The 16,725-nt window shown below is 37.9% G+C and carries 14 protein-coding genes and 1 pseudogene; 7 read left to right on the forward strand and 8 right to left on the reverse strand.

The genetic code is table 11. The features are described from left to right. Positions 1–89: 89 nt before the first annotated feature. From HMPREF1535_RS04430 to HMPREF1535_RS04460, 6 genes are all read left to right on the forward strand, one after another. Positions 90–2,174, forward strand: coding sequence for a right-handed parallel beta-helix repeat-containing protein (locus HMPREF1535_RS04430; RefSeq protein ID WP_046145406.1), 2,085 nt, complete (start codon positions 90–92; stop codon positions 2,172–2,174). A gap of 17 nt (positions 2,175–2,191) precedes the next feature. Beyond that, positions 2,192–2,950 carry a tRNA (guanosine(46)-N7)-methyltransferase TrmB gene (gene trmB, locus HMPREF1535_RS04435; protein ID WP_046145407.1) on the forward strand — a complete coding sequence of 253 codons (759 nt, stop codon included), beginning with the start codon at positions 2,192–2,194 and terminating at the stop codon, positions 2,948–2,950. Positions 2,951–2,974: 24 nt separating this feature from the next. After that, on the forward strand, positions 2,975–4,084 hold the full coding sequence (locus tag HMPREF1535_RS04440; RefSeq protein ID WP_046145408.1) for an Mrp/NBP35 family ATP-binding protein: 1,110 nt from the start codon (positions 2,975–2,977) through the stop codon (positions 4,082–4,084). Between the two features lie 277 nt (positions 4,085–4,361). Next, on the forward strand, positions 4,362–5,666 hold the full coding sequence (locus HMPREF1535_RS04445; RefSeq protein ID WP_046146401.1) for a hypothetical protein: 1,305 nt from the start codon (positions 4,362–4,364) through the stop codon (positions 5,664–5,666). 493 nt (positions 5,667–6,159) lie between these two features. Then, a complete protein-coding gene (locus HMPREF1535_RS04455; protein WP_232312495.1) occupies positions 6,160–7,308 on the forward strand; it encodes a 6-bladed beta-propeller in 1,149 nt (382 codons plus the stop codon). A gap of 369 nt (positions 7,309–7,677) precedes the next feature. Continuing rightward, the gene (locus HMPREF1535_RS04460; protein WP_046145409.1) at positions 7,678–8,280 is read left to right on the forward strand and encodes an RNA polymerase sigma-70 factor; all 603 of its coding nucleotides are present in this window, start codon (positions 7,678–7,680) and stop codon (positions 8,278–8,280) included. A gap of 106 nt (positions 8,281–8,386) precedes the next feature. Here the strand turns inward: HMPREF1535_RS04460 and HMPREF1535_RS04465 are convergent, their stop codons facing one another. Further along, a complete protein-coding gene (locus HMPREF1535_RS04465; RefSeq protein ID WP_044214808.1) occupies positions 8,387–9,685 on the reverse strand; it encodes an outer membrane beta-barrel protein in 1,299 nt (432 codons plus the stop codon). Next, on the reverse strand, positions 9,682–10,233 hold the full coding sequence (locus HMPREF1535_RS04470) for an RNA polymerase sigma factor (RefSeq protein WP_007655089.1): 552 nt from the start codon (positions 10,231–10,233) through the stop codon (positions 9,682–9,684). Before HMPREF1535_RS04470 ends, HMPREF1535_RS04465 begins: the two co-directional genes overlap by 4 nt. Positions 10,234–10,483: 250 nt before the next feature. Between HMPREF1535_RS04470 and HMPREF1535_RS04475 the strand changes: the two are divergent. Continuing rightward, a pseudogene (locus HMPREF1535_RS04475) lies at positions 10,484–10,882 on the forward strand (DUF302 domain-containing protein); the annotation flags it as partial. 61 nt (positions 10,883–10,943) lie between these two features. Here HMPREF1535_RS04475 and lepB read toward each other — a convergent pair. From lepB to HMPREF1535_RS04505, 6 genes are all read right to left on the reverse strand, one after another. Further along, positions 10,944–11,621: a signal peptidase I gene (gene lepB / locus HMPREF1535_RS04480; protein WP_007655091.1), complete on the reverse strand. Its 678-nt coding sequence runs from the start codon at positions 11,619–11,621 to the stop codon at positions 10,944–10,946. 25 nt (positions 11,622–11,646) lie between these two features. Beyond that, positions 11,647–12,849: a 6-bladed beta-propeller gene (locus tag HMPREF1535_RS04485; protein ID WP_046145410.1), complete on the reverse strand. Its 1,203-nt coding sequence runs from the start codon at positions 12,847–12,849 to the stop codon at positions 11,647–11,649. A 27-nt stretch (positions 12,850–12,876) separates the two neighbouring features. Next, positions 12,877–13,482, reverse strand: coding sequence for a hypothetical protein (locus HMPREF1535_RS04490; protein WP_046145411.1), 606 nt, complete (start codon positions 13,480–13,482; stop codon positions 12,877–12,879). Positions 13,483–13,486: 4 nt separating this feature from the next. Continuing rightward, positions 13,487–14,683, reverse strand: a complete 1,197-nt coding sequence (locus HMPREF1535_RS04495) for a 6-bladed beta-propeller (RefSeq protein WP_046145412.1) — start codon at positions 14,681–14,683, stop codon at positions 13,487–13,489. A 106-nt stretch (positions 14,684–14,789) separates the two neighbouring features. Further along, positions 14,790–15,221 (reverse strand): hypothetical protein, encoded by a 432-nt coding sequence (locus tag HMPREF1535_RS04500; protein WP_046145413.1) that lies wholly within the window; start codon positions 15,219–15,221, stop codon positions 14,790–14,792. A gap of 17 nt (positions 15,222–15,238) precedes the next feature. Beyond that, a complete protein-coding gene (locus tag HMPREF1535_RS04505; protein ID WP_046145414.1) occupies positions 15,239–16,528 on the reverse strand; it encodes a hypothetical protein in 1,290 nt (429 codons plus the stop codon). Between the last annotated feature and the right edge of the window lie 197 nt (positions 16,529–16,725).

The raw sequence follows: 16,725 nt of genomic DNA on the forward strand, positions 1-16,725 counted from the left end.
TCTCTTTTGTTTTGTCTGAACTCTAAAAAAATCAATTTATTAATGGTTTAAACGGCTCTCTTGAGATAGGGAGCGCAATTTATTTACATATGAAAAGGCATTTATTCTTATATCTGTTATCCGTCTGTTCATCTGCAATCATTGCACAGAATACGATTTATGTATCTCCCGGAACGACCGGCATTCAAAAAGGGACTTATGAATCTCCTTATGGGACAATTGAAGAAGCCCTGAAACAAGGACTTAATACTACCGGATTGGATACGGTTCATATCCGCATCCAATCCGGTTTTTATCCATTGAACCAAACATTACGGATAGATAAATCTCCTTCCGTACCGGTTGTCATTGAAGGAGAAGGGAAAGACAAGCCGGTAATAAGCGGGGCAATAACTCTCACTTCCTGGGAGAAAACTCCCGAAGGATGGTGGAAAACGCACGTCGATGAAGTTGCCCGTTATGGATTAAAGATCGAGCAACTGTACGTCAATGGAAACAGAGCCACCCGGGCCCGGACTCCCGACACCGGATGGTTCTTTGTGGAAAAAGCAGATGAGACCATCCATTATAAAGGGACAGGGCGTTCTCCGGAATATGCCACACAACGTATTCAGGCAAAGCCGGAAGATATGGCATCCCTGCAAGGTCTCTCGGAGGAAGAGTTGAATGAAGTAATGGTTATGTGCTATCATAAATGGGATAATACCCGTAAATATCTCTCCATGGCAATACCTGACTCCGGTTATTTTTTCCTGAACGGACAAGGGATGAAACCCTGGAACCCCATACAAAAAGGAAGCCGTTTCATCCTCGAAAACTACAAACAAGCCATGACGGCCGAAGGGGAATGGTTTATGGAACCTTCCGGCGACTTATATTATATTCCCCGTAAAGGAGAAATCATAGAAACAAGCATCGCCCATGCCCCGGTTTTAAACAGGCTACTCACAATAAAGGGAGAAAAAGGCTATCCGGTCAAAAACGTCACATTCCGTAACCTCTCTTTTGAACATTCAGGGTATGTCATGCCGAAGACCGGTAATAATCCGGCCCAGGCCGCTTCACCTGTCGATGCTGCAATCCATCTCGACTTTGCGGATAATATCCGTTTCGAAAACTGTGAAATCAAACATACAGGAAACTACGCTATATGGTTCAGAAAAGCCTGTACGAACTGTAATCTGGAACATTCTTATCTGACTGACCTGGGAGCCGGGGCTGTAAAGATCGGAGAATATGAAACTCCCGATCCGAACCTTCTCACCAAAAAGATTACAGTCGATAACAATATCATACAGAAAACCGGATTTGTTTTTCCATGCGGGGTCGGTGTCGCCATTTTCAATTCTTCCGACAACAAAGTTACCCATAACGAAATATCCGACTTATTGTATTCAGGAGTTTCCGTCGGCTGGGTCTGGGGCTATGGTAAAAGCTACGCCGTTAATAATGAGATCGCTTACAATAATATTCATCATATCGGTTGGGGAGAATTGTCCGATATGGGAGCCGTTTACACATTGGGTATCTCTCCCGGAACCCGTATCCACAACAATGTAATCCATCATATTTATTCTTATGATTATGGCGGCTGGGGACTTTATACTGATGAGGGAAGTACCGGTGTCGTTATGGAAAACAATCTGGTATACGGTTGTAAAAGCGGAGGTTTCCATCAGCATTACGGAGAAAAGAATAGCATACGAAACAATATTTTCGCCTTCAACCATCATCAGCAACTGCAATTTACGCGGGTCGAAGAACATCAGTCGTTCAGCTTTACTTCCAATATCATACTGATGGATCACGGAGTATATCTGTCAGGTCCCTGGGACAAAGCAAACATAGATATGGACTACAATTGCTATTGGGACCTGCGTAACAATATGCCTCCCAAGTTCCTGGACAACGACTGGAAAGCCTGGAAAGGCATCAAAGACAAACATTCTATCATACAAGACCCTGCATTCAAAGATCCTTATCGCTTAGATTTCCATTTCAAGAATCAAAAAGCGATCCGGAAAATCAGGTTCAAACCGTTCGATTACGAAAAAGCCGGTGTCTACGGAAGTGATGAATGGATACAAAAAGCCCGGTTACCGAAAGAACGGGAAGACGAATTCGACAGGATCGTACGGGAAAGAGAAAAGTCGGTATCGGCATTGTTTGAATAAAGTATTATCTTTGCAGCATGGGAAAAAATAAGTTAGCAAAGTTTGACGATATGGCGGGATATCCGCATGTTTTCCAGTATCCGTTTGCCGTTCTGCAAGAGAAAGGATTTGAATTGAAAGGACACTGGCATAAGGAGTTTTTCAAGAATGACAACCCGATCGTGCTCGAATTGGGTTGCGGTAAAGGTGAATATACGGTGGGACTGGCACGCCTGTTCCCCGACAAAAACTTTATCGGCGTAGATATCAAAGGAGCCCGTATGTGGACCGGGGCCAAAGATTCCTATGACTCGGGAATGACCAACGTAGCTTTCCTGCGTACCAGTATCGAACTGATCTCACATTTCTTTGCAGCCGGCGAAGTAGCCGAGATATGGCTTACCTTCCCTGACCCGCAAATGAAAAAGGTAAACAAACGACTGACTTCCACCCGTTTCATGAAGATGTACCGCGAAATACTGTCAGGTGATGGCATCATCCACCTCAAAACCGACAGTAACTTTATGTACACTTACACCTGTGAAATGGTAAAAGCCAACAACTATCCAGTCCTGTTCAGCAACAACGACCTGTATCATTCAGGGTTGGTAGACGATATTCTGTCTATCAAAACCTATTACGAACAACAATGGCTCGACCGCGGACTGAACATCAAATACATCAAGTTTGTGTGTGAAGAAAGAGACGAACTGGTAGAACCGGACGTAGAGATCGAGCTCGATCCTTACCGCAGTTTCAACCGAAGCAAGCGCAGCGCACTGGCTTCAGGCAAATAAGACAACCAATTATACAATCATATTATGGCTATATATCCTAAACTTATCATGGACGCACTTGCAAAAGTGCGCTATCCGGGTACAGGAAAAGACCTTGTCGAAATGGGCATGGTAGAAGACAACATACGGATCGAAGGCAATAAAGTGAGCTTCTCCCTCCTTTTCGAGAAACCCAACGATCCGTTTATCAAATCAGTCGTAAAAGCAGCCGAGACAGCTATCCTGACTTATGTCGGCGAAGATGTCAACATCAAAGGAAACATCGAAGTTCTGGCACGTCAGGCAGCACGCCCCGAACCGGACAAACTGCTTCCGCAGGTAAAAAATATCATTGCCGTATCTTCCGGTAAAGGAGGCGTAGGTAAAAGTACGGTTGCCGCTAACCTGGCTGTAGCCCTGGCAGGACTCGGCTATAAGGTAGGTTTGCTGGATGCCGATATCTTTGGTCCTTCCCAGCCTAAGATGTTTAATGTAGAAGACGCCCGTCCCTATATGGAAGAGGTAGACGGCCGCGAATTGATACAACCGGCAGAAAACTACGGAGTAAAGCTACTCTCGATCGGTTTCTTTGTAAACAAAGAAGATGCGGTTCTATGGCGCGGAGCTATGGCTAGCAATGCTTTGAAGCAGCTGATCGGCGACGCCAACTGGGGCGATCTCGACTATTTCCTGATCGACCTGCCGCCGGGAACAAGCGACATCCACCTGACTCTGGTACAGACATTGGCTATCACAGGCGCTATCGTTGTCAGCACCCCTCAGGAAGTAGCCTTAGCCGATGCCCGCAAAGGTATTAGCATGTTTACCGGCGAAAAGATCAATGTCCCTGTTTTAGGATTAGTTGAAAACATGGCCTGGTTCACTCCTGCCGAACTTCCAGAGAACAAATATTACTTGTTCGGAAAAGAAGGAGCCAAACGTCTGGCAGAAGAACTGAATATTCCCCTGTTAGGACAAATCCCCATCGTACAGAGTATCTGCGAAGGAGGCGACAACGGAACACCTGTCGCTTTGAATCCCGACACGATCACCGGAGCAGCTTTCCGCGAACTGGCAGAAAACGTAGTCGAACAGATCAACTACCGCAACGACAATATGGCACCCACTCAACGGGTACATGTTAGTAAAAAGTAAAAAAGAGCAGGATTTCCGACAGGAGGTCCTGCTCTTCTTTTTGCCTGTATAGAAAATCAACACCTCAACCTTATCTAAAATCCCCTCACACCGATAGATGACCTTTACGAATTACAACTAATTAAAATGATCTTCTGAAAGGCTATTTCATTGTAACCATTTGCATCCTCCAATTTATTTTGATGAAAAAGTAAAAATATTTCATTTTTTAGCTAGGGTAAAATCCAAAAAAGTTGTTCCTCTTGTAAAAGCAATCCTTGTAAACTTTAAATATTGTATGAAAAAAAACACTACATTCGACACTGTTTGGCCTTATCTGATGCTCATATCAATAGTTATATTGGTATATTGCCCAGTAATAAACCATAATTTTCTGTATCAATGGGATGATCAATGGGTTGTGATGAATCATTACACCACAGGAGGAATAAATATTAATAATTTATGGTATATACTAACTGATTTTTACCATGGCCAATATGCTCCTTTTAATGAATTGAATTACTTGTTGTTACATACTTTATTTGGTTATGATTCTTCATTTTTTCATCTTACCAGTCTATGCTGGCATTTAGCTAATGTTTGTTTAGTTTATCGATTCTTTATTATGCTATTGAGTAAGAGTAATGTCTACATTGAGTATAATATTAGAATTATAGCCTTTTTCACCGCATTACTATGGGGAATTCACCCGGTCAATGTAGAATCTGTAGCATGGCTTAGTGCCTCCAAAGTTTTAATATATACGTTTTTTTATTTGCTGTCTTTACTTTGTTATCTAAAATATGTGCAAAATCGACGAAACACATATTTTCTGTTAACTCTGTTTTTCTTTATCTGTTCGTTCTTAGGAAAAGAACAGGCTGTCACATTACCGGTTTGTTTACTTCTCATAGATTATTTTGTCGGCAGAGATTTTCATAATAGAGAACTATGGGTAGAAAAAATCTCTTTTTTCTCTTTGTCTTTATTAGGAGGGATTCTAACAATCCTTTCACAAGGAAGCGAAGGAGAGGAACTTATTTATTCGTTGGATTACCGAATTCTATTTGCCTGCTATACAACATTCGAATATATGGTTAAATCATTTTTACCTGTAAATTTATCATACATATATCCATTCCCTGTATTACCGGAAGAGTCTATTCCTTTACGTTTATGGTTTTATCCTATTATAGTGTTGACAGGATCTGGAATGTTATTTGTTTACAGGAAAAATAAAATTGTAATGTTTTCCATTTTATTTCTGGTTCTACATGTTGCAGTAGCCTTACATCTAATTTCAATATCCCGTTTTACCATAGTAGCTGACCGCTATCTTTATTTAGGATGCATAGGAACTTCTTTTTTAACAGTTTGGATTTTTTTTCATTTTATTCAAGCCTTATCAGAGAAATGGAAAAGGTTACTTATTTCGGCTTGTTTTGCTTTATATCTAATTTATTTAGGTACTTACTGTTTCTCCTACACAAAAGACTGGAAAGACACAGATACATTAAAAAGTCATGTTAGAAAACTAATTAAAAATAGAGAAAACAGTTCTCCTTTAAAAAAGCATGGAGAACCATTCAATAATAACTAATAAATAATTGTTCTGAAAAAGAAAAAAGTATTTGTAACATTAGGAGCAATAGTTCTAATGTTAGGTTTAGTAATGAATGTTCAGTATGCACTAGCTGATTATGGTATTGAAACTAACTCTTTGCCAATTATGGTATTGGCTCAATCTGGAGGAGGAGGTAGTTCCAGTTCAAGCGATTATGGACATCAACGTAAAGAAGGGATAAAGTGTAGTATTGAAACGGTTTATGGGAGTACTACTACAATTAAGACTACCACAGGAGAACATTACTGGTGTGATGGAAGCAATTTGGTTGAGAGATGTGTGAATTATAATCCATGTGATGGATTTTATTAAAAAATTAACAGTTCCGCCGATGGAAATACCCCATCGGCGGAACTTTGCAAATGTTGAATTACTCATATATAAAGTTATGAATAAATATTGTGTTCTATTTTGTATAGTGATATTATTTTTGTTTTCTTGTAAAAGAGAAAAGGATAAATCTGTGATTATGGAGAAAGATCAGCCTGAAGTATCTATATTTGCTCCATCACTGGAAAATGTAAAAGAAATAAAATTGAATCCTCATGGAAAAGGTTATTTCTATGATGAATTGATAGATAGTGTTTCTTTCGTAAAACTGGAGACTACGGATGAGAACCTGATTGGTCATATAAACTATTTATTATTTACAAAAGATAATATTATTGCGGTGGACAGAGGAAACTCAAAGACAGTCACTGTTTATGATAAACAAGGACGGTTTTTGAACAAAATTTCACGCTTGGGACAAGCCCCGGACGAATATGCATTTTTAAGCTATGTGACCTTAACTCCTGATAGTTCTCAAGTGGTAATCATGGATACAGGGAATATGACTCTGAAATATTTTTATCTTAATGACAATGGAGGGCAATTAACAGGCTCTTCTTTAGCAAAAACAGAACATCGTCCCTATACATTCTCTAATATGGAATTTATAACGGATCAGCTTGTGATTGGATATTATGATGCAGGAAATGAAATTCCAGGCACACCGGATAAACCGACATTTATAATAACGGATTTGAATGGAAAAGTATATTATTCACAATACAAAAGTTATTATAGTAATAAATTCCACTATTCCACAGGGTATCCCCTTCATCGATTTGGCTCAAATATTTATTTTAATCCTCCTTTCAATGATACTATATTTGAAGTTAACAAAAATAGTTTTAAAGCAAAATATGCATTTAATATAGCAGGGGGTAACCATTTACATATCGATGAGACAACAACTGATGACGATTTTAGAGAACAAATGAGAAACATCGATTATTTCAATAGTCATTTTATTGATTTAAAAGATGTCGCTGTTTTTCATTACATGAGTAATGTCGATTATTTAACATGGGGAGTATATGTAAAATCAGAGGATAGAACCTATGAAAACAATGGGAAATGCAAAAATCCACTATTTAGCTTTTTTCATATTCCTTGGTTTTATTATGGAGATAATACAATCGTTGTTCCGGTTAGTGCCAGCAAGATTGTGGGAGCTAGAAATGATATACTCCAAAAATGCGATTCAAAGTTAGCTGAATTATTATTAGATGGTCTTACGGAAGATGATAATCCGATCTTATTATTTTATCACATGAAAACGAAAATGCAATAAATTGAGCAGAAACTAAAGAATTTCATATCTTCTGTTTATATTTGCAAATGATATGCAGACAGGCAAAGCGTTGCCGGATGCAACTTATTAGCAAAACATAAGCGTTTAAAGATATTATCCTGTATCTGAAATCTCGACAATTTCAACAACTCTGGATAATAGACAACAAAACGCTCATGTTCTTTTCCTTGTTATACACTGACAGGTATGTTATATACTTGTGTATTCAGGATAAAGAGCGTGAGTCTGTTGTTTATATCAGAGTTGTGGGCAGTCGAGAGCCTCAGATCCAGATATATCAACAGTTCTCACGCTTCCTTTATACAAACCATCCACTTCGGGAACTGATGGATAAAACTCCATTGGACTATGGGCCGATCTTTTCTGATACAGCAACTAAAGAATGGCAATGAAAAAGCCTTTGAACAGATAGTTAAATCTTACTGGCCTCGTTTATATGCATTTACCAATATTTATGTGATAAACAAAGAGGCAGCAAAAGAAATTGTACAGGATACCTTTCTGGTCCTTTGGGATCAAAGAAAGATTCTGGATGATAATACCTGCCTGATCACTTATCTGATGGTTGTCAGCCGTAATAAATGCCTAAACTATCTGAAAAGCCTGCAACTAAATACAATACCGATAGATGATCTGAATGAATATACCGTTTATCAAAGGAGCAATATATATGTCCTTGAAGATGATTCACTGGAAATACTTATTACAAAGGAACTGAACCAGGCAATAGCAATCTCATTAGAAAAATTGCCAATGCGGACCAGAGAGATTTTTATGCTAAGCCGATACAGCGGTCTTAGAAATAAAGAAATTGCAGATCAACTGGAAATTTCAACAAAAAATGTTGAATACCATATCAACAACGCTTTAAAACAACTGAAATGTGATCTTATGCAGGACTATTTTACTGTTGCCATCTGCATTCTCCAATTTATTTGGATGAAAAAATAAACGTAACTTAATATTAGATATACACATATAAAAGAAAGAGCAGAGCCTCCCGTCGGAAACTCTGCTCATCTTTTTTCCTGTACAGGAAATCAACATCACCTAGTCATCAAAAAGCAAATCTCACGCCGAACTGTACCGATGCACAGAGTGGCTGCTCTTTCCGGATCGTCTCAACCACACTCTTATCATCAAAATAATAGGCGATACCGGGTTCGGCATAGATACTAACGGGTTTTGCTATATCATATTGTACGCCAAGAGCTGCTAAAGCAGAAAACTGTACTTTATCAACATCAAGGTCTGTCTTACTTTTACGCTGACGGACGTTATTCAGATAATAATCCGTATTCAGACTGCCATCCACACACATCTCCGCCATAGCACCGGCAGAAGCGTAGAATGACAAACGGTCTTTCTTCCAGATCGTATAATTCACCTTCAAAGGTATTCCCAGATAATGCAGGCGTTGTTCCTGTTTATAGAAATCACCTTCACCGGCGGTCAACTCCGAAGAAAGGAAGGTATAAATCAACCCGCTCTCCAAAGACAACCGGTCGCTTATCCGCTTCTTAACCGAAAGGCCGGCAGACAAAGGATATCTGTGCTTCATCTTCGTTCCGGTCGATTTCTGATAATTCGCAGCGGCAATCTTCTCAAACATTGTAAAGTCTGCCGGATCCCCGAAGTTAGGAGCATTCGACGCCACATCTTTCATGTAGTCGTCAAATGTCCCTGAACCCGGGTTATTATTCACACTTACATCCGAACGGGTTGCCGCATTAAACATCTGCAATCCTCCTGTGGCAGAGGAATAGCGGTCAAACATATTCCCGGCATACAAACTAAAACTCCATCCTTTAGCAGAAGGAGCCGGTTCCACCGGTAACGGCTCGTAACTCTTCTCCGGAACATATTCGTACTGCCCGCTTTCCACTACGGAACGGTTATTGTACGAATTACTTTCCGTCGCATGCTCTTCTCCTATCTCCGCATGAAAATAAGCGGAAATAGACATGTAAACCTCCGATACTACCTGCGACAAGTCTGGCAACTGCGGTTCAGCCGTTTTCACTGTAGCCGCCAGTTTTTTCACTACCGGTTGCGGTTTGATCGGCTCTACTGGCACAACCGGAGCAGACGGACTCTCCACTTTTTCCGCAGGAAGAACGATATCCGACAAGACCGGCTCTATCTCTTTATCTATCCCCATAAAGTAAAGAGCAGAACCTAAAACTGCCAAAAAAGACACTGCTGCCGCCAACCAACGATAAGGGAAGCGACGAACTTCAGCAGGAGCCGGAGCGAACGCAGCTTCCAGCCTCTCCCAGCCATCCTCCGGCAACGGCAGACGGTATTCAACCGACCGATTCCGGTATTCCTCTATTAATTTATCTTCCATTTTCATCTTCCGGCTTGTTTCTGAATGTAATCGTTTACTTTCTTTACCAGCATTGCTTTTGCCCGGCATAGTTGTGACGATGATGATCGTTCGTTTATATGCAGAAGCTCGGCAATCTCTTTATGACTTCGTTCTTCAAATGTATATAAGTTAAACACGGTGCGATATCCCGTTGGTAACTCCTGGACGAATTGCATCAGGACCGACGTCGGGATCTGTTCGATCTCCTCCGGAGGCTCTTCTTCTGTTTCAGCAATAATATCAAGGGGGACTACTTGTTTGAGGACATCCTTTTTCCGAAGGTACTCCAACGCCGTATTTACAAATATACGGCTCATCCACGCTTTCAAACTCCCTTCTCCGCGATACGAAAAACTTGAGCAAGAGGAGAATACTTTCAAGAATCCGTCATGCAACAGATCGTAAGCTACGTCCATACCTCCTGTGTACCGGAAGCAAATGCTTAACATTTGTTCCGCATAAGTATCGTAGAGTTCTTTACGGGCTGCATTCACACCCCGCATACACTGCTTTATCAGTTCTGCTTCACCCATCAACGCCGCGCGTGTTTATTATATAAATGTAATGACTGCGGGAATACTGCATGCAATTTCAAAAATTTTCTGCCAAAGTAGTAAAATAATACGGAAAATTGACAAATCAACAGGCAAAACTGTTATCTTACAAAGCATCTCATTCCGCTATTTTTGTAAAATAATGATCTATAATAAAAGGTGTAACATGAGAAAGTATTTATCTATTCTGGCAGGGCTCCTGTTTGCAGGAGTGGTGCTGGCACAAAAAGGAGCAAATAATATGAATAATCAGGCAAGCAAATTCAGTGTAGACGAAACGATGGGACGGATCGAGCAAATCCTTCAGAAAATGGATATCCCGGTATTCGCCAAATTTGATCATCAGAAAAACGCAGAAGAAGTAGGGTTAGATTTACGCCCGAACCAGGTTATTGTCTTCGGATCTCCGAAGGTAGGAACAAAGTTGATGCAGGAAAACCCGGCCATCTCCATCGAGTTACCCCTTAAAATTTCTGTTTGGGAAGACAAGAACGGCAAAGTATGGACTTCTTTCCCTCAAATGGAACACTTGGCATCGGAATATGGGTTGGAAAAAGAACCGGTTATCGGGAAGATGCAGGAATTACTGGAAAAGATTGTCAATCAATCGACCGATAACAATAAGTAATGAACAAAAGGCCCTTCTCTCCCGTACTTGACTGTTGTAATGTCAAGTACGGGCAAACATCTCAATGCAAACGATGAAACAATCTGAAAAAGCGAAATCTACAAAATTCCTTCTGATCACAATCGATCGAAAACAACACACGGTCAACCTTTCCAACCACAGAACTCTCCGGAATATAACCAAACGATCTACTGTCGTAAGATTCGGAGGAATTATCCCCTAACACAAAATAATAATTCTGCTTTACCCGGTAACAGGAATCACCCCTACCATTTATATAGATGTTATTTTTCCTCATAAAGGAAGAGACATACTCATTATCAAGTATTTTCTTCAAACTCGAATAATTCTCCCTATTAAAAGTAATAGTATCTCCGGCAGAAATAACTCCTGCAACCCTTTTCACCAACAAAATATCAGGTCTTTCAGGACTATTAAAAACAATGATATCAGAGATGCATGGACTTCTAAAACCTTTTATTCTGCGATACCCCCAATTTGTTCCTCTATCTTTTTCCCATAAAGTCCTGTTCCATGTAAACACATTTATTAATGGAATATCACTCCAACGAACAGGCAAACGAGCACCATAAGTCAATTTATCTATCCACAACCAATCTCCGATAAGAATTGCAGGCTCCATACTCGAAGACGGCACAAGACAGATCTCTCCTCCAAAAACTCTGAAGAATACACATAAGATTATAAATAGTAGACCTATAACAGATATTCTTTTCATTCTTTCATTTTCAGAGAATATAGAACTAAAATTTTAATTCATAAAAGAACAAGATCGGATTACTGTCTTCTGTCAAGCCTTTGTAAAATTCATCTATTTCCTCTTTCTTTCCAAGCTTGTATAGTTCATCTTTATAAGCAAGAGCAATATCCGAACGAGTATCTACAACTACCGTATTATCACCATAACGAGCTTTCGGCGCATCAAAAAAGCAAAAAAAAGGACTATAACGAAAGCAATCACAACAAAAAGTACGCTGTTTAGCATTAGAATAAATACCAAAACGATAACCGGGAAATCCTGATTCAAAAATATGAAATATAGCACCATCCTTCAATTCTATAAAATCTCCATTGAAAAATGGGTTATTCCGGCGTTGTTCTCTCAATAGATCATTTGTTATATCTTCATTTAATATCATTGGTTTAGCTCCTTTTATATTCAGATGATAAGCTAACTCAATGCCATTAGGAGTCAACAAAAAGATAGAATCTGTATTTGGATTATTGTACAATACACGATCATTAAATTGTCGAATCGGTTCCAATATAGTACTCGTATATTCTTTTTTATAATAACTTTGAAATGCTGAACTAGATACATTTCCAAACAAGTCTGTGATAACCAAGAGAGGCTTATAATTTTTATTTTCTCCAGGTATAACTGTTCCTCCTGACCAAAAACCTGCAATCAAATTATCTGTTAAAAACTCACTCTCACTGAACCAGTAAGGAAGTTTTACTGATTTTACGTAGATTCCACCTATACTATAATATTTTAGACATCCACTCTTCAAATCTGTTATGACAAGCATTTCTTTCCCCGGGGTGAAAGCGACATGATCCAACGATCCATACTCCATTAGTCCTTGTACCAATGTACCTATTTTATATAAAAAATGGCCCTTCCCATCATAGACTGTTATTGTTTTAGATTTCTCAGCATCTACTATAATAATTTTGTCATCAACAAACAAAATTTGAGAAATACCTCCAACTAGATTATCACCTGTAGTTTCCAACTTCACATAGTTGACTTTAGTCATTAAACTATCGAATGGTAAGCAATCCTTATTTAAGTCAATATTCACCTCTACAAACTTCTGGTGACTTATCATAGAAGCTATTGGAACAGAGTTATCAATCTTTTCCTGAAGTTTCTGAAAAGATTTATGACATGACCAAAAAGAAATAGAGACCAAAGTCATTCCTAATATAATTTTATTCATCTGTTATATAGTTATTTGATACAACTTCTATTTAAAATATCTATTTTCTATTAGTTCGAAATAAGTATTTGCAATCTGAGGTTCATATTTGTCTGGGACAAAAACATGACTTGTCCGCATTGTACTATCCAACATAAAGCAATAAGGAAAATTTATCCGCTCACAGGATATCGGCAGTTTATCGACTAGATAAACTGGATATTTAATATTCAAACGATCTACCAATATTTTAAGTGCTTGCCGATTTGGATAAGAAGCGAATAACAGAATTCTTTTGTTGAAAAGATCACTATTATACAATCTCATTACTTTAATCAGCAGAAAGCGAACACATTCTTCACAATTTGTTTCCGCAAATCGAATAATCAAACAAGGCTTATCTGTTAAAATTTCAGACAGACCAACTTCATTCTTATTCAAATCATAAACCACAGTAGTTGTATCTAAAATAGAATTATCATTATAAACACCTATTTTAAAATTATTTTCCAGTACTTCTATTAATCTATCATCCTTTACAGATTGTTTTTCGGCAGTCAACGAAGCTTTATCTTTGAACAGGTTCAAACATATTACACTCAACAATATATCAACCAAAAGCAAAATGGCAATTATTACTTTCACTTTATACATAAAACTAAAATTTTAATTCATAAAAAAATAGGACAGGATTACTATCCTCTGTCAAATCTTTATAAAACTCATCTATTTCCTCTTTCTTTCCAAGCTTGTATAGTTCATCTTTATAAGCAAGAACAATATCCGAACGAGTATCTACAACTACCGTATTATCACCATAGCGAGCTTTAGGAGCATCAAAAAAACAGAAAAAAGGACTATAACGAATGTCATTACAACAAAAAGTACGCTGTTTAGCATTAGAATAAATACCAAAACGATAACCAGGAAATCCTGATTCAAAAATATGAAATATAGCACCATCCTTTAATTCGATAAAATCACCATTGAAAAATGGGTTATTCCGACGATGCTCTCTCAATAGATCATTTGTTATATCTTCATTTATTATCATTGGTTTAGCTCCTTTTATATTCAGATGATAAGCTAACTCAATACTATTGGAGGTCAATAGATAAATAGAATCTGTATTTGGATTATTGTACAGTACACGATCCTCGAATTTTCGAATCGGTTCGAAAATTGTACTCGTATATTCCTTCCTATAATAACTCTGAAACGCCGAAGAAGAAATATTTCCCAATAAGTCTGTAACTACCAAAAGTGGCTTATAATTCTTATTTTCCCCTGGTATAACAGTCCCTCCTGACCAAAAACCAGCAATCAAATTATCAGTTATAAACTCACAACGACTAAACCAATAAGGTAATTTCACCGATTTCACATAATGCCCATCTATACTATAATATTTTAGACGTCCACTCTTCAAATCTGTTATGACAAGCATTTCTTTCCCCGGAGTAAAAGCTACATGATTCAACGCTCCATACTCCATTGGTCCTTGTCCAAAGGCTCCTATTTTATATAGATAATGGCCTTTTTCATTATAAACTGTAATTGTTTTAGATTGTCCAGCATCTACTATTATGATTTTGTCATCTACAAACAAAAGTTGAGAAATTTCTCCTATAAGATTATCACCTGTAGTTTCCAACTTTACATAGTTTACTTTATTCATCAAGCTATCAAAAGGCAAGCAATCATTGTTCAAATCAATATGAACTTCTATTGGATTTTCTATATTTCTTAAAAGAGAAATCTCCTCCTTTTTATCAGAAAAATTGGGGGAATTTTTCCTACAAGATAAAAAAATCACAATTAAAGTAAATAAAAATAATAAGATATTTCTTTTCATGTTCAATTCATATTATAAATATAATAATTCATATTCAAATTACATCGGACAAGTATTTTTTAAGCTAATTATCAACTCAAAAAACACTTGTCCAAGATAATCTCTATTATCTACAAGGATTAAAGTTTACACAGACTTCTACCATGTTAGTAGCATCTTCACAATATAGCTTTTCGGCATCATACTCTTCTGTTGTTGTTACAGTAGTTGTTGTCGTATTTCCACTAGAACTACCTGTAGTTCCTGAAACTCCAGCAGAAGCACCTCCCATCCCTGCGGAAACACCTCCACCTACAGAAGAAGAATTTCCGGAAGTCGTAGTTGTAACCGTTGTTGTTGTTTTCCCACAGTGGGCAGTCGTTGATTGCTGATGCCCATAAGATTGATCTCCTCCCGAATTACTAGCTTGTGCCAACACAAATAAATTCAATGAGTTACTCTTTAATCCATAATCATCCAGTGCGTATTCAAGATTCAAACCCAGCCCCATTAACAGAGCTACCACACCAGCTAAAGAAATAATGTTTTTCTTTTTCATAATGTAAAATATTTATATTAATAATTCGACTCAACCGATTCTGACTGAGCCTGATTTTTCTCTTCTGTTTCTCTCTCTTTCAACAACTCATTGATATGCAGCTTAACAGTCTCTGTATTTTCCCAGCGTGTTGAGTAGATATATGTATATCCTCCCAAATAGAAACTATACATCAAGAAAGCGACAAGTGCCCCCTTCCATTTATACGTATTCCCCCATTTACTTTTTAACCGGACGAGCATGACCACAACTAAAAAGATTATTCCAATATTACTCATGTAAGAATACCGGTCTGCCACTATGGCTTGTCTGGATGTGGAAATAATATTTAAAGCAACCAATAGGTGAATGACAAAGAAACATGCACCAAAAAGTAATAACTTATTTTTCCTATTAACCCATAACCAGGAAATTATACAGATCACCAACAATGGATAAATCCAAAACCTTACAGGTAAACTCTCTTCGGGAAGAATCGGAAACGGATATAAATAATTTAACCCGATGGGGAATAACGACTTTGTTAAATATTCAATGAGTGTATAACAGGCCAAAACAATACGTTGTCCGAATGGAAAAACAGGAGCATCTCCTCCCCCAGCCTGAGAGAGGATCGTAATTATTCCAAAAAACAAAGACAATATGAAAAATGGGAGTTTCTCAACCCATAATGCCTTTTCTTTCAAATTCCGATGGCAAAACCAGTCTATGAGTATCAATAACAAAGGAAGTGTAACAGCCTGCTCCTTCGCCAGAAACGAAACGGCAAATAAAAAAAGAGTCAGCAGATAATCCTTTTCCTTCATCGTTTTAATATACCGTAGATAGCAAATGGCAGCCAATAAATAGAAAAAACTATATATCAAAATCTTCACAGCACTGACCCATGCTACAGACTCTACATTAAACGGATGAATAGAAAAAATAAACGCAGTCAAAAAGGCAATCAGATGAATCTCTTTATTTGAAAAACAGCCATGTGTTTTTAATAACTCTACAATAAACAGTCCGGTCAGACAAACACCCCCTAAATGCCAACACAGATTCGCCAAATGAAACCAAAAAGGATTATAACCGAAGAAAGTATATAACGTGAGGAAATTCATCTCCATGACAGGAGCATACTGTCCTGCATGGAAATCAGTACAAATATGCCACAGATTATTCCAACTCCAACCTCCGACAGTATACTGATTCATTACGATAACCTGATCATCCCAATAATAAAGGAAATCGGCTTGAAGAACTTTAAAATAAACAAGTACACAGACTAACAGTAAAAGACAAAAGGCTATTCTTCTTTTCATAACAGATTTTTTAATTATATGAATCTGAAGAAGAACAACTTTTTCTCAATTTACCCTAGCTGAAAAAACGAAAAAATGAGTATTACATGAATAAAATATAAGCACGCCCATATCAGAGCAAAGGATAGTAGAAAAAACACTATTATTTCCGGATTCAAATACAATTGTATTTGTAACTAAATACTTAAGTATTTGAA

The organism is Parabacteroides goldsteinii DSM 19448 = WAL 12034 (assembly GCF_000969835.1).
In the GTDB taxonomy this organism is placed as follows: Bacteria; Bacteroidota; Bacteroidia; order Bacteroidales; family Tannerellaceae; genus Parabacteroides; species Parabacteroides goldsteinii.